This is a genomic window from Kribbella albertanoniae (assembly GCF_004348455.1).
GTDB classification, from domain to species: domain Bacteria; phylum Actinomycetota; class Actinomycetes; order Propionibacteriales; family Kribbellaceae; genus Kribbella; species Kribbella albertanoniae.
The window spans coordinates 26,496-50,635 of record NZ_SMKA01000016.1 but is presented as its reverse complement, the minus strand read 5'-3'; the positions used below and the strand labels follow the sequence as shown (position 1 = coordinate 50,635).

At 66.7% G+C, this 24,140-nt stretch carries 24 protein-coding genes and 1 pseudogene; 17 read left to right on the top strand and 8 right to left on the bottom strand.

All coding sequences use genetic code 11. The features are described 5' to 3' along the window. Positions 1-2 precede the first annotated feature (2 nt). From E1261_RS06815 to E1261_RS06785, 7 genes are read left to right on the top strand one after another with little or no spacing between them, the layout of a single operon-like run. Positions 3-953, top strand: a complete 951-nt coding sequence (locus E1261_RS06815; RefSeq protein WP_132403571.1) for an ABC transporter permease — start codon at positions 3-5, stop codon at positions 951-953. Then, positions 950-1,768: an ABC transporter permease gene (locus tag E1261_RS06810; RefSeq protein WP_132403568.1), complete on the top strand. Its 819-nt coding sequence runs from the start codon at positions 950-952 to the stop codon at positions 1,766-1,768. The genes E1261_RS06815 and E1261_RS06810 overlap by 4 nt, the downstream gene beginning before the upstream one ends. After that, positions 1,765-2,769: an ABC transporter ATP-binding protein gene (locus tag E1261_RS06805; RefSeq protein ID WP_132403565.1), complete on the top strand. Its 1,005-nt coding sequence runs from the start codon at positions 1,765-1,767 to the stop codon at positions 2,767-2,769. The genes E1261_RS06810 and E1261_RS06805 overlap by 4 nt, the downstream gene beginning before the upstream one ends. After that, the gene (locus tag E1261_RS06800; protein ID WP_132403562.1) at positions 2,762-3,613 is read left to right on the top strand and encodes an ATP-binding cassette domain-containing protein; all 852 of its coding nucleotides are present in this window, start codon (positions 2,762-2,764) and stop codon (positions 3,611-3,613) included. The genes E1261_RS06805 and E1261_RS06800 overlap by 8 nt, the downstream gene beginning before the upstream one ends. Next, positions 3,610-5,043, top strand: a complete 1,434-nt coding sequence (locus E1261_RS06795; RefSeq protein WP_132403560.1) for an aldehyde dehydrogenase family protein — start codon at positions 3,610-3,612, stop codon at positions 5,041-5,043. The genes E1261_RS06800 and E1261_RS06795 overlap by 4 nt, the downstream gene beginning before the upstream one ends. A gap of 14 nt (positions 5,044-5,057) precedes the next feature. Beyond that, on the top strand, positions 5,058-5,816 hold the full coding sequence (locus E1261_RS06790; RefSeq protein WP_132403557.1) for an SDR family NAD(P)-dependent oxidoreductase: 759 nt from the start codon (positions 5,058-5,060) through the stop codon (positions 5,814-5,816). Between the two features lie 22 nt (positions 5,817-5,838). Next, entirely contained in the window at positions 5,839-7,272 is a 1,434-nt protein-coding gene (locus E1261_RS06785; protein WP_132403554.1) for an amidase, read from the top strand. 25 nt (positions 7,273-7,297) lie between these two features. Here the strand turns inward: E1261_RS06785 and E1261_RS06780 are convergent, their stop codons facing one another. Beyond that, on the bottom strand, positions 7,298-8,236 hold the full coding sequence (locus E1261_RS06780; RefSeq protein ID WP_338033910.1) for an NAD(P)-dependent oxidoreductase: 939 nt from the start codon (positions 8,234-8,236) through the stop codon (positions 7,298-7,300). 52 nt (positions 8,237-8,288) lie between these two features. Between E1261_RS06780 and E1261_RS06775 the strand changes: the two genes are divergently transcribed. Continuing rightward, positions 8,289-8,669 (top strand): winged helix-turn-helix transcriptional regulator, encoded by a 381-nt coding sequence (locus E1261_RS06775; RefSeq protein ID WP_132403548.1) that lies wholly within the window; start codon positions 8,289-8,291, stop codon positions 8,667-8,669. 1 nt (position 8,670) lies between these two features. Beyond that, positions 8,671-10,542 (top strand): NHL repeat-containing protein, encoded by a 1,872-nt coding sequence (locus E1261_RS06770; protein WP_132403545.1) that lies wholly within the window; start codon positions 8,671-8,673, stop codon positions 10,540-10,542. On the opposite strand, the gene E1261_RS06765 is transcribed toward E1261_RS06770, so the two are convergent. Continuing rightward, the gene (locus tag E1261_RS06765; RefSeq protein WP_132403542.1) at positions 10,518-11,324 is read right to left on the bottom strand and encodes a L,D-transpeptidase; all 807 of its coding nucleotides are present in this window, start codon (positions 11,322-11,324) and stop codon (positions 10,518-10,520) included. The genes E1261_RS06770 and E1261_RS06765 overlap by 25 nt on opposite strands. A 174-nt stretch (positions 11,325-11,498) precedes the next feature. Here E1261_RS06765 and E1261_RS06760 point away from each other — a divergent pair, with 174 nt between their 5' ends. Further along, positions 11,499-14,441 carry an AfsR/SARP family transcriptional regulator gene (locus tag E1261_RS06760; protein WP_165952401.1) on the top strand — a complete coding sequence of 981 codons (2,943 nt, stop codon included), beginning with the start codon at positions 11,499-11,501 and terminating at the stop codon, positions 14,439-14,441. Here the strand turns inward: E1261_RS06760 and E1261_RS06755 are convergent. Together E1261_RS06755 and E1261_RS06750 are read right to left on the bottom strand one after the other, a co-directional pair. Further along, positions 14,438-14,851 carry a hypothetical protein gene (locus E1261_RS06755; protein WP_132403536.1) on the bottom strand — a complete coding sequence of 138 codons (414 nt, stop codon included), beginning with the start codon at positions 14,849-14,851 and terminating at the stop codon, positions 14,438-14,440. The two genes, E1261_RS06760 and E1261_RS06755, sit on opposite strands and share 4 nt — an antisense overlap. 3 nt (positions 14,852-14,854) lie before the next feature. Beyond that, positions 14,855-15,619, bottom strand: coding sequence for an SEC-C domain-containing protein (locus E1261_RS06750; RefSeq protein WP_202874380.1), 765 nt, complete (start codon positions 15,617-15,619; stop codon positions 14,855-14,857). A 458-nt stretch (positions 15,620-16,077) separates the two neighbouring features. Between E1261_RS06750 and E1261_RS06745 the strand changes: the two genes are divergently transcribed. Further along, on the top strand, positions 16,078-16,965 hold the full coding sequence (locus tag E1261_RS06745; RefSeq protein ID WP_132403533.1) for a LysR family transcriptional regulator: 888 nt from the start codon (positions 16,078-16,080) through the stop codon (positions 16,963-16,965). Between the two features lie 31 nt (positions 16,966-16,996). Then, positions 16,997-18,445 carry a plasmid pRiA4b ORF-3 family protein gene (locus E1261_RS06740; RefSeq protein ID WP_202874378.1) on the top strand — a complete coding sequence of 483 codons (1,449 nt, stop codon included), beginning with the start codon at positions 16,997-16,999 and terminating at the stop codon, positions 18,443-18,445. Positions 18,446-18,492: 47 nt separating this feature from the next. Here the strand turns inward: E1261_RS06740 and E1261_RS06735 are convergent, their stop codons facing one another. The 3 genes from E1261_RS06735 to E1261_RS06725 all read right to left on the bottom strand — a co-directional run bounded on the left by E1261_RS06735 (position 18,493) and on the right by E1261_RS06725 (position 20,602). Further along, positions 18,493-19,467, bottom strand: coding sequence for an aldo/keto reductase (locus tag E1261_RS06735; protein WP_132403530.1), 975 nt, complete (start codon positions 19,465-19,467; stop codon positions 18,493-18,495). Positions 19,468-19,538: 71 nt separating this feature from the next. Continuing rightward, complete coding sequence (locus E1261_RS06730; RefSeq protein ID WP_132403527.1) at positions 19,539-19,997, bottom strand: SgcJ/EcaC family oxidoreductase; 459 nt, start codon at positions 19,995-19,997, stop codon at positions 19,539-19,541. A 68-nt stretch (positions 19,998-20,065) separates the two neighbouring features. Further along, a complete protein-coding gene (locus E1261_RS06725; protein WP_165952400.1) occupies positions 20,066-20,602 on the bottom strand; it encodes a DUF1841 family protein in 537 nt (178 codons plus the stop codon). Between the two features lie 100 nt (positions 20,603-20,702). Here E1261_RS06725 and E1261_RS06720 point away from each other — a divergent pair, with 100 nt between their 5' ends. The 5 genes and pseudogenes from E1261_RS06720 to E1261_RS47075 form a co-directional block, all read left to right on the top strand. Beyond that, positions 20,703-21,431 (top strand): alpha/beta fold hydrolase, encoded by a 729-nt coding sequence (locus E1261_RS06720; RefSeq protein ID WP_132403521.1) that lies wholly within the window; start codon positions 20,703-20,705, stop codon positions 21,429-21,431. Then, complete coding sequence (locus E1261_RS06715) at positions 21,428-22,069, top strand: YdcF family protein (protein ID WP_132403518.1); 642 nt, start codon at positions 21,428-21,430, stop codon at positions 22,067-22,069. The genes E1261_RS06720 and E1261_RS06715 overlap by 4 nt, the downstream gene beginning before the upstream one ends. 142 nt (positions 22,070-22,211) lie before the next feature. Continuing rightward, positions 22,212-22,856, top strand: a complete 645-nt coding sequence (locus tag E1261_RS06710; RefSeq protein WP_202874376.1) for an SRPBCC domain-containing protein — start codon at positions 22,212-22,214, stop codon at positions 22,854-22,856. Then, the gene (locus E1261_RS06705) at positions 22,853-23,344 is read left to right on the top strand and encodes an SRPBCC family protein (RefSeq protein WP_132403515.1); all 492 of its coding nucleotides are present in this window, start codon (positions 22,853-22,855) and stop codon (positions 23,342-23,344) included. Before E1261_RS06710 ends, E1261_RS06705 begins: the two co-directional genes overlap by 4 nt. A gap of 250 nt (positions 23,345-23,594) precedes the next feature. Then, positions 23,595-23,705, top strand: a pseudogene (locus E1261_RS47075) (hypothetical protein); the annotation flags it as partial. A 270-nt stretch (positions 23,706-23,975) separates the two neighbouring features. Here the strand turns inward: E1261_RS47075 and E1261_RS46250 are convergent. Continuing rightward, positions 23,976-24,134, bottom strand: coding sequence for an alpha/beta fold hydrolase (locus tag E1261_RS46250; RefSeq protein ID WP_238176049.1), 159 nt, complete (start codon positions 24,132-24,134; stop codon positions 23,976-23,978). Positions 24,135-24,140: the final 6 nt, after the last annotated feature.

Here is a 24,140-nt window from a genome sequence, read left to right as displayed (position 1 = left end):
CCGTGATTCTTCGCCTGATCGAGCGCACCGCTGTGCTCTTGGTCAGTCTTGGAGTCAGCTCGGTGCTGGTGTTCGGTTTCATGGCCGTGCTGCCCGGCGACCCGGCCCGGGTCGCACTCGGCGTCAACGCGTCAGACGAGGCGGTGGCCGAGCTGCGACGCCAGTTCGGCCTCGACCGACCGCTCCCGACCCAGTACGTCGATTGGCTCGGCGGACTGCTCCGGGGCGACCTCGGTACGTCGTACGTGTCGAAGGCGGCGATCGGACCGCAGGTGTTCGACCGGCTCCAGGTGACGCTGCTACTGGTCGTGGCCGGGATGCTGATCGCACTGGTGCTCGCCGTACCGGCCGGAACGGTGATGGCAGCGCGCCACCGGCGACTGTCCGGGGTAGCGCTCTCGGCGCTCTCTCAGGTCGGTGTCGCGGTACCGGCGTTCCTGGCGGGCATTCTGCTGATCATGGTGTTCGCAGTGAAGCTCGGGTGGCTCCCGGCGAACGGGTGGACTCCACCGGCTGTGGACCCGGTTCAGTTCCTACGGCAGTTGGTGCTGCCGGCGTTGTCGCTCGGGTTGGTACAGGGCGCCGTACTGACTCGCTATGTGCGCAGTGCGGTGCTGGACGTGCTGCGGGAGGACTACCTCCGTACGGCGCGCGCTAAGGGGCTGCGGCCGTTTCCGGCGCTGTGGCGGCACGGTCTGCGCAATGCCGCCGTACCGGTGGTGACGGTGCTCGGTCTGCAGCTCGCAACGCTGCTGATCGGTGCTGTGGTCGTAGAACGCGTTTTCGTCATCCCTGGGCTCGGCAGCCTGCTACTGGATGGCGTGTCGCAGCGGGACCTGATTTTGGTGCAAGACGTAGTCATGGTGCTGGTCGTCGCCGTACTGCTGGTCAACTTCCTAGTGGACCTCCTGTACGTCGCTCTGGACCCGCGACTGCGGACGGGGTCGCGATGAGGCGCCTGAACCCGAGCCTGGTCGCCGGCGGCGTGATCGTCGGTGTCATCGCGCTGATGGCACTGCTGTCCTTCGTCTGGACGCCGTACGACGCGACGCTCGTCAACCCGTCGGGGCGGTTGGCCATGCCGTCGTGGGAGCACTGGTTCGGGACGGACAAGTTCGGGCGGGACGTGTTCAGCCAGATCATGGTCGGATCGCGGACCACGCTGTTCGTCGGTGTCGTCGCGGTGGGGGTGGCCGCGGTGATCGGCGTACCGCTCGGGGTGCTGGCCGCGATGACTCCGCGCTGGCCGAGTGAGCTGATCATGAGAACCAATGATCTGATGCTCGCGTTCCCAGCGCTGTTGCTGGCGATCATGTTCGGCGCGGTCTTCGGTGCGAGCACGCTCACCGCGATGGTTGCCATCGGCATCGCTTCGGTGCCGAGCTTCGCGCGGGTGATCCGGAGCGGCGCGTTGCAGGTGATGCGGACCGAGTACGTGCTGGCGGCTCGTGCTGCCGGCCGGAAACCGTTCCCGATCGCTGCTCGGCATGTTCTGCCGAACGTGACGAGCCTGATCACCGTTCAGGCATCGGTCTCCTTTGCGATCGCGGTTCTTGCTGAGGCCGCGCTCTCTTTCCTTGGGTATGGGACGCCGCCGCCGACGCCGTCGTGGGGTCGGATGCTTCAGGAGAGTCAGGAGTTTCTGTTCAGCGCTCCGCGGCTGGCGGTCTTTCCCGGGATCGCCATCGCCGTTGCCGTTCTTGGGTTCAACCTGCTCGGTGATGGGCTTCGTGACCGCTTCGATCCCAAGTTAGAAGATCGCCGATGACGCCCGACGTTCTCACTGTCCAAGGGCTCAACGTGTCCGTTCGCGACACCCAGCTCGTGTCCGATGTCGATCTGACGGTAGGGCCGGGGGAACGGGTCGGTCTGATCGGTGAGTCCGGTTCGGGTAAGTCGCTGACCGCTCTGAGCATCCTCGGCCTGCTCCCGGACGACGTCGTACCGTCTGGCTCGGTCCGGTTGACCGGCATCGATCACGACCTGATCGGCGCCGACGAGAGAGCGCTATCTCGGATCCGCGGCCGCGATCTCGCGATGGTCTTCCAGGAACCGATGACCGCGCTCAACCCGACCATGCGGATCGGTGATCAGATCGCCGAGTCGATGCTGATCCATCACACCCAGCCGACGCGAACCGCCGCTCGCGCCGCTGCCGCCGACCTTCTCGACCGCGTGCAACTCCCGGCCGACCTGCTGCGCGCCTACCCGCATCAGCTCTCGGGCGGCCAGCGTCAGCGCATCGTTCTCGCCATCGCCCTGGCCAACGACCCGGCGCTGCTGATCTGCGACGAACCCACCACGGCGCTCGACGTCACGGTCCAAGCCCTCGTCCTGGACCTCATCGTCCAAGGCGTCCTGGCCCGATCATCGGCCCTGCTCTTCATCACCCACGACCTGGCCGTCGTCGCCACCGTCTGCGAACGAGTCCTGGTCATGTACGGCGGCCGCGTCGTCGAATCCGGCCCCGTCCACGAGGTCTTCACCAACCCCCGCCACCGCTACACCCAAGGCCTCCTAGCCGCCTCCAACCTGGAAGCCGCCGCTCCCGCATCCGGTCGCACGAACCTCCAAGCCGGTACGGCGTCCCGCCCACGCCTCACCACGATTCCTGGAACCGTTCCCGCGGCCGGCCACTTCCCCTCCGGCTGCGTCTTCCGCAACCGCTGCACCCACGCCACCGACCTCTGCGCCACCACGCCCGCCTGGTCCGGCACCCCCACCACCGGCTACGCCTGCCACCACCCCGCCGGAGCCTCCCATGCCTGAGAGCCCCACACCTGCGGCAGCGGTTCAGGTGATCGACGTGGTCCGCGACTACCCGCGCCCCCGTACGTCGCTCCTACGTCCCGCTCCCGTCGTCCACGCGCTCCGCGGTGTCAGCCTGGAGGTCAAGCAGGGCGAACGATTCGGCATCGTCGGCGAATCCGGCTGCGGCAAGTCGACCCTGCTCCGCCTGATCGCTGCCCTCGACCGCCCGACCTCCGGCCAGATCCTTGTCGAAGGCAACGAGATCACCGATCTCCCGGAACGGCGGCTCCGGTTCCTCCGTGAGAACCTCCAGCTCGTCTTCCAGGACCCGATGAGCTCACTCGATCCCCGGATGCGCGTCCGCGACATCATCGCCGAACCCCTGGTCGTCCAAGGCCACCCCGCCTCCCGAGAACGCGTTCTCGAGCTACTGGATGCCGTGGGTCTCTCGAGCGACGCCGGAGATCGCTACCCGCACCAGTTCTCCGGCGGCCAGCGTCAGCGGATCTCGATCGCCCGCGCCCTGGCCCCGCGCCCCCGCATCCTGATCGCCGACGAACCGGTGAGCGCCCTCGACGTCTCCGTCCGCGCCCAGGTCCTGAACCTGATCTCCGATCTCGTCGACGAACTCAACCTCACCCTGATCTTCGTTTCTCACGACCTCTCCGTGGTCAAGCACGTCTGCGACCGCGTCGCCGTCATGAACGCCGGCCAGATCGTCGAGACAGGCCCCACCGGTGACGTGTACGCCGCGCCCCAGCACCCCTACACACAACGCCTGGTCTCCGCGATCCCGACGCTGGAGAGAGCGCTCTCCGGCGCCACCACCGCTGACCTGCTAGCGAAGGGAGAAACCGCGTGAAGTTCCCGTCCGGCCTGCCGATCGGTGAATCCTGGATCGAGGCACCCGCAACCGCCCCGGTGGTCTTCCCGTACGACAGTTCCACGATCACCGAGGCTCCAGTCGGCACCACGGATCTCGCCCGCCAAGCCCTCGACCACGCCGTCGCCGTCCGCGAGACCGTCGGCCGCCTCCCGTCGTACGTGCGCCGAAACGTCTTACAGGCAACGCATTCCGCCGTCCGTGCCGAGCGTGACGCGTTCGTCGATCTCCTCGTCCTGGAGACCGGCAAACCGCTCGTCGACTGCCGGGTCGAGATCGATCGAACCCTGCTCACCCTGGAGACTGCCGCCGAGGAAGTCGCCCGCCTGCACGGCGAGACCGTGCCGCTGGACCTTCTGCCGAGCGGCGAAGGGCTCCGCGGCTTCTGGGTCCGTAAGCCGATCGGTGTCGTCGTCGGCATCACCGGCTTCAACTACCCACTCCTTCTCGCCGCGCACAAGATCGCTCCAGCCTTTGCCGCTGGCTGCCCGATCATCGTGAAGCCGGCGCCGCAGACGCCACTCGCAACTCTCTGGCTCGTGCATTTCATGCGCTCCGCATTGCTCGAGAACGGGGCACCAGAGAGCGCTCTCCAGCTACTCACCGGCGGACCTGACGTCGGCGCGACCCTCACCACCGACAGCCGGATCGGAGCTGTCTCTTTCACTGGCTCGGCCGCCGTCGGTCACCAGATCGCCCGTGACGCCGCCCCCACCAAGGTCCTCCTCGAACTCGGTTCGAACTCAGCCCTGGTCGTTGCCGAGGATGCCGACCTCGACGCAGCCGCCGACGCCATCATCCGCGGTGGGTACTACGCCTCAGGCCAAGCCTGCATCTCGGTCCAGCGCGTACTCGCGGTCGAGTCGATTCGCCAACCCCTGCTGGAGAAACTCGGCGCCCGCCTGCCCGCAGTCGTCGTCGGCGACCCTCGCGATCCCGCGACCCGAGTCTCAGCCCTGATCGATCCCCGCTCGACCGCCCGAGTCCGCGAATGGGTCGACGACGCGGTCCATGCCGGCGCCACCGTCGCCTACGCCGCTGAGGGCGACACTCTCGGCCCGATCGTGCTGACCGATGTACCGTCCGGCCAACAAGCATGGGACGAGGAGATCTTCGGCCCGGTGATCGCGGTGCGTTCCGTTCCCGACCTAGAGAGCGCTTTCTCCAGCGTCAACGCCTCACGCTACGGCCTGCACGCCAGCGTCTTCACGGCCTCACTCGACACCGCGTTCACGGCGATCGACCAGCTCGATGTCGGGGGAGTGGTGATCAACGAGGTCCCCGGCTTCCGTTCCGATGTGATGCCGTACGGCGGCGTCAAGGATTCCGGGATCGGTCGTGAGGGTCCACGCTTCGCGATCGAGGAACTGACCACCACCCGGATGGCGATCATCCGCCCCCGCCCCTGAGAGGTGAACCGGCCATGACGGACTACGCGAACCTCTTCCGCCTCGACGGCAAGCACGCCCTGGTGATCGGCGCAGGCAGCGGCATCGGCCGAGAAAGCGCTCTCGCTCTCGCCGCCCACGGCGCTCAGGTCACCTGCGCCGACCGCGATCTCGCCGCCGCCGAGGCCACGGCCGCCGGAGCGGCGTACGCACTGGACATCCTCGACGACGACGCGATCACCCGAGCAGTCACCGAACTCGACCCCGTCGACGTCCTGGTCTTCACCGCCGCCACGAACGTCCGCAAGCGAATCCTCGACTACACCAACGACGACTTCGACCGGGTCGTCTCCCTCAACCTGCGGGCGTCCTTCCACCTGATCCGTGCCTTCGGCAAGGACATGGCCGAGCGGGGACGCGGCAGCATCATCGGCTTCAGCTCGATCCGCGGTACGACGGTCGAGCCCGGCCAATCGGTCTACGCAGCCACCAAGGCCGGCCTCGTCCAGCTCCTTCGCACCGCTGCTGCCGAGCTCGGCCCATCCGGCGTCCGCGCCAACGCCATCGCCCCCGGCGTCGTCGAAACACCACTGACCGCACAGATCAAGGCAAACCCCGCCTGGTACGACGCCTATGCGCAGAAGGGAGCGCTCTCCCGCTGGGCCCAACCCAGCGAACTCGCCGGCGCAGTCGTCTACCTCGCCTCAGACGCAGCCAGCTTCGTCACCGGCAGCGTCCTGGCCGTAGACGGCGGCTGGACCGCAATAGACGGCCGCTTCAACCCACCCAACTGACCCGACTCTGAGGAGAGCGTGGATGAGTCTCGCCGACCTGACCGCGACCGAGCTGCTTCGCCGCTACAGAGAGCGCTCTCTGTCGCCCGTCGAGGTACTCGAGGACGTACTCGCCCGGGTCGACCAACTCGAGCCACACCTCTGCGCCACCTACGCCCTCGATCCGGAGGGCGCCCGCGCCGCGGCCCGCGAATCCGAGGCTCGCTGGCGCGACAACACCGCCGGCCCACTGGACGGCGTACCGGTGACCGTCAAAGAGAACATCGCCACCCGCGGAACCCCAGTCCCACAAGGAACAGCGGCCACCGAACTCATCCCCGCCGCTGAAGATGCGCCGGCAGCCGCCCGCCTCCGCGCCGCCGGTGCGGTGATCTTCAGCAAGACGACGATGCCGGAGTACGGGATGCTCTCGTCGGGCGTCTCGACCTTCCACCCCCTGACCCGCAACCCCTGGGATGTCTCGAAGACAGCGGGTGGCTCAAGCGCCGGTGCTGCAGCCGCAGCTGCCGCCGGGTACGGCCCGATCCACGTCGGCACCGACATCGGCGGTTCGATCCGTCTCCCCGCTGGTTGGTGCGGTCTCGTCGGCCTCAAGCCCACCCACGGCCGGATCGCCGTCGGCAACCCATACCCAGGCAGAGCAATCGGCCCGCTCACCCGAACCGCGGCCGACGCAGCGCTAGCCCTCTCGGTGATGTCCGGCTACGACCCCCGCGACCACACGTCGTACCCACCACCACCCGAGAACGCGACGCTCCAGAACACGGATCTCGTGAACGCGGATCTCGAGAACGCGGCCAGCGCACCAGAGAGCGCTCTCCGCCCAGGTCTCCGCGTCGCACTCCTCCTGGACGCCGGCCTCGGCCTCCCGGTCGACCCCGAGATCGCCGCAGCAGTCTCTGCAGCCGCGGCCGTTCTCGAGAAAGCCGGCGCCATCGTCGAACCGATCGCCCCGATCATCACCCGCGAGATGCTCGACGGCCTCGACCGTTTCTGGCGGATCCGCTCCGCCACCGACATCGCCGCCCTCCCGGAAGAACGCCGCGCCAAAGTTCTCCCGCAGATCCTCGACTGGGTCTCCACCGCCGGCGAACTGACCGGCGCCGACGTCTTCCACGGCTACAGCCAGATGGGCGCGATGGCCGCCGCAGTCACCGCAGCCTTCAGGTCGCACGACGTGATCCTGTCTCCGGTCGCCCCGATCACCGCGTTCCCGGCCGAGCTCGCCTATCCCACCGACGACCCGGCCAAGCCCTTCGAACACATCGCGTTCACCGTTCCGTACAACATGTCCGCCCACCCGGCCACCACCCTGAACGCAGGCTGGTCCACGACCGGACTCCCCATCGGCGCCCAACTCGCCGTACCGCATCACCAGGACCTGACCGCCCTCGCCCTGGCGGGGTACCTAGACAGCGCTCTCTCGGACCACCGCCCCTGGCCGACCCAGCTCTGAGGCTGAGTGGCCAAGGGCTCGGCAACTACCGCGGGCTGCGGATGCCGTCGATGATCCGCGTCCAGTTGTCGCCGCCGTGGCCGTCCTCGATCGCACGGTGGTAATGCGCCTGAACCGCCCGCGGCAGTCCGACATCGACACCGGCGGCCTCGCTCGCTCCGACGATGTGGTCGGCCGTCGCGCCCATCATCGTGATGGTGCTCAGGTCTCCCGGGTACTTGCCGGCATCAATGTCCGCGCCGACGTTCTCAGCACCCGCGTCCAGCATCTCGGGAATACCGCGGACGGTCTGGAGCAGCTCCGGCAAAGCCTCGGCCGCGGTCACACCCGCCGTACCGAGTAGTGCCGTTGCATGCATCAGCGACGAAAGCGTCGTCAGGAACACATCGAGCTGAGCCTGGTACATGAGCTGCGCCAGTCCCGGGTCCTCGCCCAGATACCGCGGCGCACCGATCAAGGACAGCGTGGCCCGGTGCTGCTCGAGAACGGCGCTCGGGCCGCTGTAGTAGACGTACGCCTGATCGGTGCCGACCATCGGCGCGGGGATCATCACACCGCCAGTCAGGAACGTCGCGCCGTGCTTAGCTGCCCACTCCGCCGCCGAGCGAGTGCGATCGGGAGTGTCGGAGCTGAGGTTCACCACGGTTCGGCCGGCCAACGATTCAACGGCCGGTTCGAGAACGTCGTACATCGCCTGATAGTCGGTGAGGCTCAAGATCACGAGATCACTGGCCTCGACGGCTTCGAGCGGGGTCGCGGCGAGAACGGCGCCGTCGGCCACGACGCCGGAGGCGCGGGAAGAGGTCCGGTTCCAGACGGTCACCGGGTGTCCGGCCGCGAGCAGCGTGCGGACCATCGCCTGTCCCATCGGACCGAGGCCGATGAGGGTGACGGAAGTGCGGGACATGAGACTCCTTGGTTGTCTTGGTGGTCCTCTCCATGCTTGGCTGTCACTTGAGATCACGGAAGTACGCACTATTTACTGCGGTACTTACTTTTTGGTTAGTGGGGTTCAGATGACGAGGTCGGAGCGGCAAGGTCCGTACATCTGCGGTATCGACGCGGCCATGGACGTCGTGAGCGGTAAGTGGAAGGGCCTGATCCTCTGGGAGCTCGATGAGCACGGCATCCGCCGGTTCGCCGAGCTGCGGCGCGGGCTGCCCGGCGTCAGCGAGAAGATGCTGACCCAGCACCTGCGCGAGATGGAGCAGGACGGCCTCGTGATCCGGACCGTGTACGCCGAGGTCCCGCCGCGGGTGGAATATTCGCTGACCGACGAGGGCCGCGCCCTGAACGCCGCTCTCGCCCCACTCGGTCAGTGGGGATCGACGCGGATCCGCCGCCAGCAGATCCAGATGGTCGATCATCAGGACGCCGCGGCGATGCCCCGGCCCTGACATGGATCTCTATCGGTTCGAGCCGGCCAGCCGCATCATCACGCCGCTCGGCCCAGCCGTCACCGGTACTCCGCTCACCGGCGCGACCAACGGTGGACCTGGCGATCGAACGTATGTGGTCACCCGCGGACTTGCGCCATGCACCGTGGCAGAGATCGAACTGCACAACGATCCCGACATCAGCCGGCGAGTGAGCCTGCCGAACGGCCACGGCGGCTGGGGCATCGCCGTTTCGGGCTCGGCGGTGTTCGTGGGCACCTATCCGACCGCGAACGTGCACCGCTGGGATCTGCGCTCCGGAGCCGTCACCACCTTCGGCCGACTCGGCGAGGAAGAGTTCGTCTTCGCGCTGACGCTCGGTCCCGCCCACCGGATCTACGCGGGAACCTACCCCGGCGGAAAGGTGTACGAGCTCGACGAAGCCACCGGGACGACCCGTGACCTGGGCTCTCCCTTGCCTTCAGCAACCTATGTCCGCGCGCTCGCGGGCGACCCGGATCGCCGGGTGATCCACATCGGCACCGGCTGCCCGGCACGCCTTCTCACACTGAACCCTGCAACGAATGAGACGCAGGAAATACCGATCCCCGAACTGGCCGGCGAAGACTTCGTCTACTCCCTCGCGGTCACCGGCGATCTCGTTGCCCTCGGCACCGAACCCGGCGGTCTCCTGATAGTCACCGATCACCAGCACCACGTAATTGAAACCCACGAACGAACGATCGACGCGATCGCCGTCGACGGTCACATCGTCTGGTGCACCGGCCGGCCGAGCGGCTCCCTCTTCCGCTACGACACGGCGACCGGCCAACTCGATCGGGTCTGGACGCCGCTGCCAGGTCAAGAGACCCGGAGCCTCACGGTGGACACCGACGGCGTATCCGGAATCTCCGGCGGCGGACAATCCTGGCGCTGGTCAGCCGATAGCGCGACCGTCATCGACCTCGGCCAACGAGGACTTCCCGCCCACGTCGAACCGCCGCAATCCCTGTGCACACTGGGAGACGAGGTCCTGGTGGGCGGCAACTTCGGGCTCTGCGTCCATCGGCCGACCGACCGGAGCATGCGCCGGTACGTCGTCGACGGCGAACCCAAGGCGATGGTGTCGACCGGCGACGCCGCCTACCTCGCGCTCTATCCCGGCGCCACGATCTGCCGCTGCGACGCCGACACCCAGCAGATCAGTCGCGTCGGAAAGATCGGCGGCCTGTCGAACCGTCCTCGCGACATCGCCTGGTCCCCTGACGACGATCTCGTCCTGATCGTCACCCGAAACCAGTACGGCCATCGTGGCGGAGCGCTCGCCGTCATCACTCCAGCGACCGGGACGATCGAGCGGTACGACGACCTCCTCCGAGATCACGCTCTCGCCTCCCTCGCCCTCCGCCCCAGCAGTCCGCACTCCACAGACAGAACCGTGATCATCGGCAGCGAGACGATCGCGGACGGGTTGCAATCACTCGGTACGAATGCACTGCTCGCAGGGTTCGATCTCGCGAAACGACAACTCTCGTGGACCTGGCAGCCGCTGGACGAAGTCACGCAGTACACAAGTCTGGCCTGGCACCGAGACCTCCTGTACGGCGTAACTCGCGACGGCCGTCTGTTCGCAGCCGCACCCGAAACGCAGCAACTCGTCCGGCTCGGCCAGGTCGACGCGGAGGAGCCGGGCCGACTGGTATCGGTCGACGATCGGCTGTACCTCGCGACCGAAGACGCAGTACTGCAGATCGAAGCAGACCTGTCGACCTCGACGATCCTGACCGGCCTGGCCAGTGAGTGGCACAACTCCCCGCAACTCGCCGCGGACCCGACGACCGGTGCCCTCTACGCCTGCGGCCGCGCAGCTCAGCTCCAGACGAACTTGCCGTAGACCGAGACCGTCGTACCGATCGGGGTCTCATCGAAGATGTGATGGATCTCCGGACGCAGGACACGGACGCAGCGGTGGCTGGCCGGGTACGGCTTGATCAGCGAGTTGACGCGAGATCCGTGCAGCGCGATCCCCGGGCGATCCTTGAGGAAGTAGATCGAGTCGTACATGTACGCGTCGTCGTACAGGCTGCTCTCGTGCGCGCCGGCCCACTTGCGCCACACCTTGCCGGTGCGGTTCGGGGTGTCGTAGCCGGAGGCGCCGGTCGAGATCCAGACGATCCGCTTGTACTGCTTGCCCACGATTTGGTACAGGATCTGGCAGGTCTTGTTGACGTAGATGCCGTCCGCGCGCGTCGGCGTCGGCTTCGCCGTTGCGTTGATCACCGAGTAAGCGTCGTCCAGCGTCAGACCCTTGCGGCTGATCGGCAGGCCTTGCGTCTCACGCCAGGCACACAACGCCTGCCGGGCCCGCACGGTGATCTTGCCGTCGGCGTCGCCGACCGGGTAGCCGAGCTTCTCCAGTTTCTGCTCCACCTTCAACGCGTAGTACTGCGCGTTGTGCGGATTCTTCGGCTTCGGCGTGGGCTTCACCGTCGGTTTGACCGTGGGCTTCGCGGACGGAGTCGGCGTGCTGGCCGGGGGAGAGGTCGTCGTGCCGCCGGCACTGGGAGTCGGCGTGGTCGCCGGCGTTCCCGTCTCGCTGGCAGCCACATCGGCGCAGCCGGTCAGGACGATCGACAGAACGACGGCACCGGCCACTAGACCATGTCGACGAGACATGATTCCCCTCTCCCTCGAGCACCTTCAAGAGTTGCAGAACCACGCCGAGTGAGCGCGCAGCGACCCGCCGAGATTAGTCGGCCGGGGGAGGCACCGTCGTGTGGTTGCGGTCCGCCGTCACCGAACCGTTGTCATGGGCCCCAGAGCGAGCCCTCGTCCTGCCAGACTGGGCCGATGGAGTTCCGCATCCTCGGCCCGCTCGAGATCGTCGTCGACGGACGTGTGATCCCCGCGCTGGCGCCGCGTCTGCAGACGCTCCTCGCGACCCTGCTCTTGCGTCCGCACCGCGTCGTCCCGGTGGATGAACTGATCGACCGGCTCTGGCCGGAGGACACCCAGCCCGCGAATCCCAAGGCCTCACTGCACACCTATGTACGGCGCCTCCGCGAGATCGTCGGAACAGACGTTCTCCAGACTCGTGGTCAGGGGTATCTGCTGGCCGCTGAGCCCCGAGATCTCGTGATCTTCCGTTCAGCCGTGGCCGAGGCTGCGTCAGATCCTGCTCGCGAGATCATGCATCTCGAGAGAGCGCTTGATCAGTGGCGCGGGAGAGCGCTCTCTGTGGATCCGCATGTGGCTGTGGGGCTGAACGAGGAGCGGCTGGCCGCGACCGAGCAGTACTACGCCGCCCGGCTGGCCCGCGGTGATCATGCTGAGGTTCTGCCCGATCTCCAGACCCTCGCCGCGCAAGAACCGCTGCGCGAACGCCTCGGCGGTCTGCTGATGACCGCGCTCTATCGCTGCGGACGCCAGATCGAGGCGCTCTCGGCGTACGACGCGATCGCGGCTCGGCTCGCGGACGAGTTCGGCCTCGACCCCGGCGACGAACTCCGCCAACTGCGTCAGGCGATCCTCACGTCCTCCCTTGAGGCGGCCGCGGCACCCGATGACTGGCATCCGCAGAACCAGCTCCCGCTCGACGTCCGCCAGCTGATCGGCCGGGACAGCCTGGTGGCCGAGGTCTCGAAGCTGATCTGCACGACCGATGGCGTACCGGTAGTGGTGCTGTCCGGCGCCCCGGGAGTCGGAAAGAGCGCTCTCTGCGTTCGCGCCGCGCATCAGCTGGTCGAGCAGTTCCCCGACGGTCAGTGGTTCGTGCGGCTCCGGGGAGCGTCGGGACAGCCGCGCCGCCCGGGCGACGTACTGGCTGAGCTACTGCGTTCCTCGGGCGTCGATCCGTCGGTGATTCCCGACGATCTCGATGACCGGGCCGCCATGTTCCGCGCTCGGCTCGCTGATCGCAGCGTTCTCCTGGTACTCGATGACGCTCGCGATGCGGCTCAGGTCCGCCCGCTGCTGCCCGGTCGGGCCGGGAGCGCCGTTCTCGTGACGAGCCGGAGCGCGCTGGGCGGCCTGATCGCGCTCGACGGCGCCATCGGCCTCCGTGTCTCGACGCTGACCGACGACGACAGCGCCGTACTCATTCGTTTGTTGCTCGATGCAACTGATGACGATGCCGTCCGTGAGCTGGTGGCGGCGTGCTCCGGTCTGCCGCTGGCGCTCCGGATCGCGGGCGCCAACGCAGCGCGTGGCTCGATCGCCGAGTACGTCGCCCGGATGCGAACCGCCGGCGCCCTGCCCACGCTGACCATTGACGACGAAGTCGCAGTCAGTGCTGCGTTCCAAACGTCGTACGAACTCCTCGAACCCGCGGTCCAGCGCGGCTTCCGCCTGCTGTCCCAGTTCCCCGGCGCCGAATTCGGTCGCGACGCAGCCGCAGCACTGGTCGGCGCCGACCACGAACTCGTCGTCTCCAGCCTCGAAGCCGCGAGCTTCCTGGAGCCGGTGGGCGACGACCGCTACCTGATGCACGACCTCGTCCGGGAGTACGCCGGACTGCTCGGCCCGCCCGACCTCGACGCCTGGAACGCCTTGTGCAGCTGGTATGTCGGTACGGCGAACGCCGCGATCAACCAGTTGTTCCCGGCCGCGGTCCGGCTGCCGATCACGACGTACGACGGCGTTGTCACCGGCGACCCGGAGGCCTGGCCGGCGGAGAGCTGGCTGGAGGGGGAGCTCGCCAACATCGAGGCGATCGCGACCGAAGCCCTGCGGATCGGCCCGACCGAGGTCGTTTGGCTGCTCGCGGACATCGTCCGGCCGTACTTGTACGAGTACAGCCTGATCGGCCTCTGGCGCAGCCTGGTCGAACTCGGCGCAGCCGCCGGGCCTGACGCCCGCGGTCGGGGCGCGATCGAGCACGCGCGCGGCGTGCTCGCCCGGATCACCGGCGACGCGGTGAGCGCCATCGAGCACAGCACTCAGGCCATCGAGCTGTACCGCGAGAGCGGGTTCACGCTGGGAGAAGCCGCGCTGCTGTGCAATCTCGGCGTCGCCTACAACGACCGCGGTCAACTGCGAAAGTCGTCGGAGCTGCTCGCGGAGGGGATCGCTCGCTTCCGCTCTCTCGGCGAGACCGCGCGGCTGCCGGTCGCGTTGCTGAACCAGTCGCTGAACTACCTGCATCTCGGCCGGTTCCGCGAAGCCATCGAGTGCGCGACCGAATGCCTCGACCTGTCCGCCGGGAAGAGCTGGATCGCCCGCGTCAACCGGGCGGCTGCGTACACCGACCTGGGGGAGTACGAGAAGGCCGAGGCCGACCTGGCGCTGGTGCCTGGGGAGAACCGCCTCGACGTGATCGGCTGGCGGTTGTCACTGGCCGAACTCGACCGCAGCCGCCAGGACTACCCGGCCGCTCTGGCGCACGCCGCCGAGGCACTCAAGAGCAGCCACGAGATCACCTCGCGCTACCACGAGTGCTTCAGCCGGCTCGTGATCGGCGAGATCCACCTGGCCGCGGGCGACGTTCCCTCCGCTCGCGCGTCCTTCGACCAGGCCGAAACGACGGCTCGCGAGGCCGGCTACGGCACGATGCTGGCCGAGGCTCACAGCTGGCAGGCATGCTGCATCTTCCGCGGGGGAGACCCAGGGAGCGCTCTCGAACTAGCGCTGACCGCGCTGGCTGAGCTCCAGGCCGTGGAGTACGGCGTCGGCCAGTACCACGTCAACGCCCTGATCGCCGACTGCTACCGCGCCCTCGGCCACCCCGACCAGGCCGCCGTACACCAGTCTGCTGCGGACGACTTCCGGCAGCAGAGCGGCTACATTCCGGTCTAGAGACCCAGGTCGCGCAGGAACTCCGGCTTGTACGCCTGCATCACGACGTACCGCGGGTCCGGCACCTCCATACCCGCGTTCTTCGCCTCGTCACTGGCCTCGTCATGAGCCCCGACCGGCACACTCGGATCCGTCCACTCCTGCTCGGCCGCATTCCACCGAGTCACCGTGTACTCAGCCGTCAGGTTGTCGTCGGCAACAAGCTCCTTGACGGTCCGCTCCGCCTCCTGAGCATCCTCCAGAGTCTGCGTGTACAGCAGCATCCGGTTCCCGTCCCGCGTCACCGTCACCTGACTCCCGAGCCGCTTCCGCGCGTCGTCATCCAGATCCAGCGCCCGCAACCGATCCCAGAACGTCAACCCGTGCTCGTCATTCCCCAGCACGACCTCAACCCGAAACTCATCCGCCATAAATCACACCCTACAGACAGCCAACTCCGCCCCCGCGCGCAACCGGGCCGGACCCCAGGCCAGGTCGACTGAGCTCTGCAATGCCGCCGCCCCGCAGCATCTCTTGTACTTCGCCTCGGACCCGCACCAGCACGACTGATTGCGTCCCGGCGGCCAGGCAATCCCAGTGCCGTCGTCCCGAGGCCACTTGATCGACGTGAGGCTGTATCCAGATTCCTCGAACAGCGGCTGGGCCTCCTCGATCCGGTCGTGGAAGAAGGCAATGGTCCGGTGCATGACAAGGACAGGCTCGTTGAGTCGGCGCAATCCGCGCTCGACCCCGTGGTAATAGTCCACGATGCTGTCGAGGCTGATACGCACCGGCCACGCCCCACGGGCGGCAAGGAGTTCCGACCGGCTCCAGACGTGAACCTGCCCGTGACTGATCCGCGGCTCTCGCAGGAGGTCGAGCACATCCAAGTAGAGGTTGGTGCTCTCGACCGCCCCGACGTCGGCCCGCGCTTCAAGGCCGTCCAACCTGATGCCCAGCGCATGCTTCATCCGACGTCGGCCGCTGAGCAACACTTCCGCCCACCCTGAGTAGCGGCCCTCATCGTCACTCAGCCCGCTGAACCCCTGTGAGTACAGGATCAGCGCCTCCACATACTCACCCCGTCGTTCGTGGGTGTTCCCTGCTCGCCACAGCCGCTCCACATCGGAGAGATCGTCGGGCGGCAGGCCTTCTTCGTCGTCGTAACAATCGAAGTCGTCAGTCAGTAAGTCATCCATGCTTGGAACATATTGAGATCGCCCCCTTCGCCGACCGATGACTTTGCTGCCTGTGGACAACCGACTCTTCTGCCTGCCCCCCGGGGGTACGACACCGCTCCTGCCCGCACCAACCGCCGCGCGCCACCGTCTGCCCACCAGCACGCCTGAGCGGTGCGGCGTCGCACTCGACGTCGGTAACGACACGTAGTGGTACCTACGAGGTGATCCGGCCGCCGGTCCTCAGGCGTGACCGGCACTCGACGGGTCGACTACTACGTGTCGTTACCGACCGATCCTCCGAAGAACAGGACATATAGGTCCACTGGGTGTCCGATTCACGCTCACCGTTGGCGGTCCGGTGTCGCCGGCATGCGTATACGTCCTGTCGGTCGGAGGATTCGGCCAGCCGCGGCGATCAGTCGGCAACATTTGGCAGAGCAGAATGGGGTTGTGGTGATCGACTAGAGTTCTTAGTCATGGAGCTCAGGCACTTGGAACACTTCGTGGCCGTCGCTGAGCAGAAGCACTTCACGCGCGCGGCCGAGGCGATGTCCATCTCGCAGTCCGGTCTGTCCGCCTCGATCCGCGCGCTCGAACGTGAGCTCCGCGCCTCGCTCTTCGTCCGCAACACCCGCAGCGTCGAGCTCACCGAAGCGGGACGCGCGCTCCTCTGCGAAGGCCGCCGTACCCTCGCCGCAGCCGAGGCCGCTCGCGACGCAGTCGCCGCAGTCCAAGGCCTTCTCCGCGGTCACCTAACCGTCGGCCTAGAGCAGTGCCTCGGTGTGGTCGACGTACCAGCCCTCCTCGCGAAGTTCCGCTCCGCCTACCCCGGCGTCGAGATCGAGGTCCGCCAAGGCGGCTCCACCCCAATGCTCGACGAACTAGCCTCCGGCCGCCTCGATCTCGCCTTCGTGGCCACCGCCGGTGACCCGGTCGACGGACTCGACCTCCGCTCACTGTCCCGCGAGCCGATGGTCCTCGTCTGCGCCCCGGATCACCGCCTGGCCGCCGGTCGCCCCGTCTCTCTGGACGACCTAGCAGGCGAGTCGTTCGTCGACTTCGACCGGACCTGGGGCGCCCGCACCATCTCCGACCGAGCCTTCACCACCGCCGGCGTCGCACACCCGGTCACCATCGAGGTGAACGACGTACACACTCTCCTAGCCCTGGTCGCTCACAACCTAGGCGTAGCCCTGGTCCCCGAGCGCATCGCCGCCAAGCGCGGCGACCACTGCACCGTCCCCCTCACCCCCGGCAGCGCCGCCGACTGGCAGGTCTCCGTAGCCGTCCCCACCGGCACCGCCGCCTCCCTGGCAGCCGACGCCCTCCTCGGCATGCTCCCCACAACCGCAGTCCACAACTGATCGCCACAGCGGCGCCGCTAGTGTTGCGGGCGTGGCGAGCAAGCATGATTCCCAGCCAGTGTCGGCCATCACCACCGCTCTGATGGAGCGGTTCATGAATCGTGACGTGCCACGCCCGTCGCGCCGGAGACCTCGCCGCGACGATGTCGTCACCTATCAGGTACGCGTTGAGCTCGAGGAGACCGAGCCGCTGTTGTGGCGGCGGTTGGAGCTCGCCTCCGACCTGTTCTTGAACGAGGTCCACGACATCATTCAGGTCGCCTTCGGCTGGACCGACAGCCACCTGCACGAGTTCGCGTCGGGCGCGGCGTACTACGACCAGACGAGCGAGCATTACCTGTGCCCGTTCCAGGTCGAGGAAGGCGAGACCGGCGTACCGGAGAACGAGGTGCGCCTCGACGAGGTCCTGGTTGAGCAGGGCGACGAACTGCTCTACCTGTACGACTTCGGCGACGACTGGATGCACGTCATCAAGCTCGAATCCGTGCAGCCGCGGGTTGAGTCCGCTCCCCGAGCCCACTGTGTCGACGGCCGGCGTCCCGGGCCGTGTGAGGACTGCGGAGGGGTAGACGGCTACGAGCAGATCTGTACGGCGATCGACCCCAGCGATCCGGGCAGCGCAGCCGCAATCGCTGACTGGGTCAGCCGGTTCGGCGCCGGTGCCGATCCCAGCCAGTACGCGCCGACTCCGTTTGATCTCGAAGCCATCAACGAGATGCTTGCTGTGGCCGGCACCAAGCAACCAGCGCTCGCCGGACCGCTCGAAGGGCTCGTCAACGCGATCCGCTCGACACCTGAGCGACGGAAGTTCCAGCAGTTGATCGCCAGAGCCGGCTTGGACCAGCCGATTGATATCGACGCAGCTACAGCCGCCGAGATGGTCGCGCCGTACTCCTGGCTGCTGAACCGCGTTGGCACCGACGGCATCAAGCTGACCAGCGCCGGCTACCTACGGCCCGCCGACGTGGAAGCCGCGATGGCTGAGCTCGGCCTGGGCGATGAATGGATCGGCAAGGGCAACCGCGAGGTCCAGACGCTGCCCGTACTGACCCTGCGGGAGACCGCGCAGATGCTGGGCCTGGTGCGCAAGTACAAAGGAGCTCTCGTCCTCACACCGCGTGGGCGCGCGGTTCGCCAGGATCCCCTCGCGTTGTGGTGGCATGTGGCCGAACACCTGCCACCGACCAAGCGAGAGCCCTACAACACCCAGGCCGGGCTCATCGTCCTGGTCGCACTCGCCGCGCGATCCTACGCTGACTCTCACTCGACGGTCGCGAGTTTGCTCACCGCGCTCGGCTGGGGGTTCAACGACGGCAGGCCGATCAGTTCAACGATGGCGAGTGAAGCCGCTTGGGATACCCAAGCGGTGCTGCGTCGCATCGGAGCCGTGGCCCGCGAGCGACGGTTCAGCGTGCCCGACCTACCGACACCGGAAGGCGTGACCTTCGCCCGAGCCGCCTTGCGCACCTGGCCGAGCTGACCCGAGCGCCGTACCAATCAAGTGGTACGGCGCTCAGATCGTCGGTGTCACCAGGCGTAGTCCTCCGGGGCGGTCTTGTAGCCCGGGAAGATCTCGTCGAGCTTGGCGAGCGCCTTGTCGTCGAGCTTCACATCGACCGCCCGTACGGCGGACTCCAGCTGCTCCATCGTCCGCGGCCCCACGATCGGCCCCGTCACCGCCGGCTGGTGCAGCAACCACGCGAGCGCCACGTCGCCCGGCTCATGCCCGAGCTCATCCGCAAACGCCTCGTACTGCTCGATCTGCGGCCGCAACCTCTCGAGCGCCTCTTTCGCGCGCCCCTCAGTACGCCGTACACCCTGGTTCTCCTTGCGGATCACGCCACCGAGCAGCCCACCCTGCAGCGGCGACCACGGGATGACGCCGAGCCCATACTCCTGCGCAGCCGGCAGCACCTCCCGCTCGACATCGCGAACGATCAGGTTGTAGATCGACTGCTCGCTGACGAGCCCGTTGAAGTTCCGGTTCGCCGCAGCCGCCTGCGCCTGCGCGATGTGCCAACCAGCGAAGTTGCTGCTCCCGGCGTACAAGATCTTGCCCTGCTGTACGGCGACCTCGATCGCCTGCCAGATCTCGTCCCAAGGCGTCGCCCGGTCGATGTGGTGGAACTGGTACAGGTCGACGTAATCCGTCTGCAACCGCTTCAGACTCGCGTCGAGCGCCCGCCGAATGTTGAGCGCCGACAACTTGTTCGTGTTGGGCCAGTCCGACCCCATATCCCCGTAGACCTTCGTCGCGAGCACCGTCTTCTCGCGGTTCTTGGGATCCTTGGCAAACCACTCGCCGACGATCTCCTCGGTACGCCCCGGATAGATCGCACGCCCGTACCCGTTGGCGGTGTCGAAGAAGTTGATGCCCTTCTCATGGGCCGCATCCATGATCGCGTGCGAGTCCTCGACGCTCGTGTGCGGCCCAAAGTTCATCGTGCCCAAACAGATACGGCTGACAGTGAGGCCGGTCCGGCCAAGATGAGTGAATTCCATACCTTCCAACCTCCTCCCCACCGGGCCAGCTGTCCAACAGGAGAATCCACTCAGTCCAATCACCACACGTTCTAAGTCCCGGGAGCGAAGACGGGCCTCCGATCCGTATCCGCCATCAACTCGTCATCCGGTACGCCGATGTTCTGGGCGGCCGTCAACAGCCACTTGCCGTCCTCCTTGGCCAGGATCCATAACGGCGAACCCACGTCCGGCCCGTCCGGCGTCTCGTAGATCTGGCGCAGCTTGACTGCGGCAACGTCGGGGCGGATGAACATCAGGTGCTCCAGTTCGAACCTGACTGTCGTGTCCTTCATCGCGCCGGGAAGCACCTGATGGGTGAATTCCGAGATCGCATCCCGACCGAACAGGCGCTTGCCGCCGCCCGTCGTCCAGATCGCGTCAGCCCGGAACAGGCTGAGAAACTCCTCGGGAAGCTCGTTGTTCTGGGCGTGCTCAACCGTAGCGATCACCTGCATGATTGCTTCGATCTCAGCTTCGCGTGTCTGTGTGTCGATGTCCGTTGTGCTCATGAAGGAAACCCTGATACCTCAACTGTGCTTGAGGTCAACGCCGTACTGCGTGTCGTTGGCGGGCCTGGTCAGCTGATCAAGCCGTCGCGGCCGAGCTGATCGAGTTGGGAGCGGTAGAGATCCAGGTCGTAAGGCTCGTTGCGCAGTGCGGCGTGGACATGCCCCACGACCAGCCTTCCGATGGCGTGCAGAATGTCGTGCCTGTCTTCGCCGGCATCGCGGAGCCTGCGCGCCGTCTCCCACACCTCAGGCGGGTCGTTGGCCCAGAGTTGGTTCACGACGATCTCATGCATCACGAGATGCAACCGCGGATTCACGCCATCGATCTCACCCTCGAAATCAGGATCCTCAAGCGCGTCGTGGTACTCGGGATGTTCGCCCTGGATCAACAGGCTCCGCTCGTCCTCCGAGTCCGGGTCCAGGTCGACGAAGTCCTCGTCCCCGATCCGGACGTCGACGTACGGCATCGCAAACAATCGACGCTCGGCCGCATCGTCCAGATCACCACCGACCGGAGCAGGCCTAGCCACCACCGCCGGTCCACCTGGCCGCCCAGGCTGCCGCTTCGAACGCTTGCTCGGCTTACGCCCACGACTCTTAGGCATAACCCCACTCTCCCAAGCCCACCGTGTACTAGCCAACCTCTCGCCGTACGACGCGCCGCGGGCACAGGTGCGGTCCTGCTGACGTCCTAGTCTCGTCCCCATGGCGACCACCACGTTCGACGTCGGCGGATACGAACTTGCAGCTGAGATCGCGGGGGAGGGCTCGCCAACAGTCGTCTTCGTCTCCGGCGCGGGCGGCGGCCGAGACTCCTGGGACGCAGCCATCGCCGTACTACGATCCTCGACAACCCGCCTGACCTACGACCGCGCCGGCATCGGCGACAGCGAGACACCGGATCTGTCGCCCCGCACACTTGGCGCCGCTGCGGACGAACTGCGGGGGTTGCTAGCTGCGGCCGACCTCCCAGGACCGCTCATCCTGGTCGGCCACTCACTCGGCGGCCTGATCGCCCTCATCTACGCGTCGCAATGGCCCGTCGCCGGCCTGGTCCTGGTCGACACCTCCGACATCCACCTGAACCTGGACGTCGACAACCCCATCCTCACCGCCGCGGACGGCAACCTGACCTTCGCCATACCTGCCAGCGTCGCTGACGTCACCCGCAGCAGACGTCCCCTCGACATCCCCAGCATCGTCATCGCCAGCCGCCCCGGCCACTGGCTAGAAGACGACACCATCGACTTCACCCGCTGGCACCCCTTCACCCCCACCGAACTGGACAACCGCTGGCAAGCCCATCAACAATCCCTAGCCGCAGACCTAGGCGCCACCCACAAGGTCGCCCGCCACGGCGGCCACACCATCCAATCCGACGACCCAACCATCGTCGCCGACTCAATCGACACTCTCGTCGACCTCGCCCGATGACGGCCGACGAGGTGATGGCTGACGCTCAACTCATCTGGAAGTACCACCAGATGAACCACGTACGGCGCCCTGCCGACATCGGCATCGGCCTCGGCAGCCACGACCTCGGCGTCGCGACCTTCGCCGCCCACCTCTTCCACCAAGGCCTGTTCCCGACCCTCGTCTTCACCGGAGGCAACAGCCCAAGCACCGCCGCTTACTTCCCGCGCGGCGAAGCGATCCACTACCGCGACCACGCCATCAAACTCGGAGTGCCCGCGACCAACATCCTGGTCGAACCCCTGGCGATGAACACAGGCCAGAACATCGCCTTCACCCGCGACCTCCTCGCCGGTACGGCGGTCAAGTCCGTGCTGCTCATCTCGAAGCCCTACATGGAACGCCGAGCCTTCGCGACCTGCAGGAAGATCTGGCCGGATGTACAGGCGACCTGTGTCTCCGATCCGATCGACTTGGTCAGCTACATCGACACGATCGGCGATGCCGGCCTCGTGCTCTCCATGCTGGTCGGAGACCTGCAGCGCGTCATCGACTACCCCGCCCGCGGCTTCGCCATCGAGCAGAAGGTCGCGCCCGACGTACTGTCTGCCTACGAACGCCTGATCGCCGCCGGCTACACGAGCCGACTGGCGACCTGAGGCCCTGGAGCGGTCGACGCCGACTGCATATACCAGGCCTGGCTTATATAAGTGGAGACCGGTATTATCCTGGTTCTACGCCGCCGAGCCCGCGCCGCTGAGCGAGGTCGACGTACTGATCAATCAGCGAAGGAAACATGACATGAAAGAGGTCTTGGACGAACTGGCCGCCGCGCATCGCGCTATGGGCAAGGGCAGTTTGCCCGCCGGCGACGCGTACACCATCGAGGTACGGCGGCGCTACGCAGCGCACGTCGACGACGTCTGGGACGCCCTGACCAGCCCCGAACGCCTGCATCGCTGGCTGAGGCCGGTCACCGGAGATCTGCGGCTCGGCGGGAAGTTCGAGTTGGACGGTGGTGAGCACGGCGAGATCCTCCAGTGCGAACCGCCGAGGCTGCTCAAAGTGTCCTGGCTCTACGGACCGGAAGCCGACGCTTGGCCCGGCACAAGCGAGGTGGAAGTGCGCCTAGCCCCGGGCCCGACCGGCGACACCGAATTCGAGCTGATCCACGCAGCGGTCCTCGAGGAGCCCCTCTTCCCGACCTACGGCCCCGGCGCCGGCGGTGTTGGCTGGGACCTGGCTCTCCTCGCACTGGCCCGGCTGTTGGCCGATGGCAAGACCGCCAACCACGACGAGGTCCACAAGTCGCCCGAAGTGCGCGAGTTCATCCGCCGCAGCGCCGCAGCCTGGGGCGAGGCTCACCTAGCCGCCGGCGTCGAACCGGACCACGTCGCGGCCGCCGTCGAAGCCACCACCAAGTTCTACGCACCCGACGCGCCATGAAGTACTCCAACTCAATCGAGATCGCCCTGCCGCTAGAGAAGGTGGCCCAGCTACTCGCCGACCCAGCACACATACCGAAGTGGCTGCGCGGCGTAGTGCTGCACGAGCCGCTGAGCGGGATCCACGGGCACCTCGGTACCAAGTCGCGAGTCGTAATGCAGTCGGGAAAACGGACGATCGAATGCACCGAAACGATCACCCGCCGCGACCCAACAGACCTGCACGACATCCCGAAAGGCATCGCCGTCCACTTCGCCCGCGAGATCGTCGGCGCAGGCATGTGGAGCGACACACACGACCGACTAACCGAAGCCAGTCCGACGACAACGCTCTGGGAGCAGCACAGCGAATACCGCTTCAGCAACCTGCTGATGCGACTGCTCGGCCTCCTCATGCCCAGCGCTTTCCACAAACAGTCGCAACAACACATGCAAGACTTCAAAGCCTTCGCCGAACAGGGAAAAGACGTCCGCGAAGAGAAGAAGTGATCGTTGCTATGGGCAAGCGGTGAACGGCGCCAGGGCCTCACGCAACGGCGGGTAGATTCGGCGTGGCCAGTTGTCGACCACGGCGGAGTTCAGCGGTCCGATCCGGTTAGAGGGACGGAGTTACGACCACGGTGACGTACAGACCTTGGTTCAGGCCCTGTACGCCGAGCAGGTCGGAAGGTACGGCTTTGCGGACTCACCGGACGCCCGGGCTGTCAGCGACTACGTCGTACCGCAGGGGCTGCTGCTCGTGGGCTACACACCGACCAGCGATCCAGTGGGATGCGGCGGCTACCGGACCTACGATCGAGACGAGCGATTGGTCGAGGTGCGGAAGATGTTCGTCCAGCCCGACCACGGTGGCCAAGGCCTCGGGTGGAGGCTCCTGCACCACCTGGAACAGCACGCAGTCACCGAATCTCGAGCGCAGGTCGTCTCCGACCGCATATGGCACCTCCCACACGGCGATCGTGTCGATGGCAGACCCTGCCGCGGCGGCCTCCAGCGCCAACGCACCGCCAGAGGACGCCCCGAACACGTGCGCCGAGCCACCAGCCTCCGCGATCAACGCATCCAGGTCTTCGATCTCCCGCTCCACGGCGTAGGGCTCGGTGAAGCCGCTCGCGCCGCGTCACCGACGGGCATAGTTGTAAACCGTGAAGTGCTCGGCGAGAGCAGGTGCCAAGGGAGCGTTCTCGGCTCCGTCGTCCAGTCCGCCGCCTACCAGGACGACAGCCGGGCCGCTTCCCTTCCGGTCGTAGGCGATGGTGGTGCCATCGTCTAATGTCACGCAAAA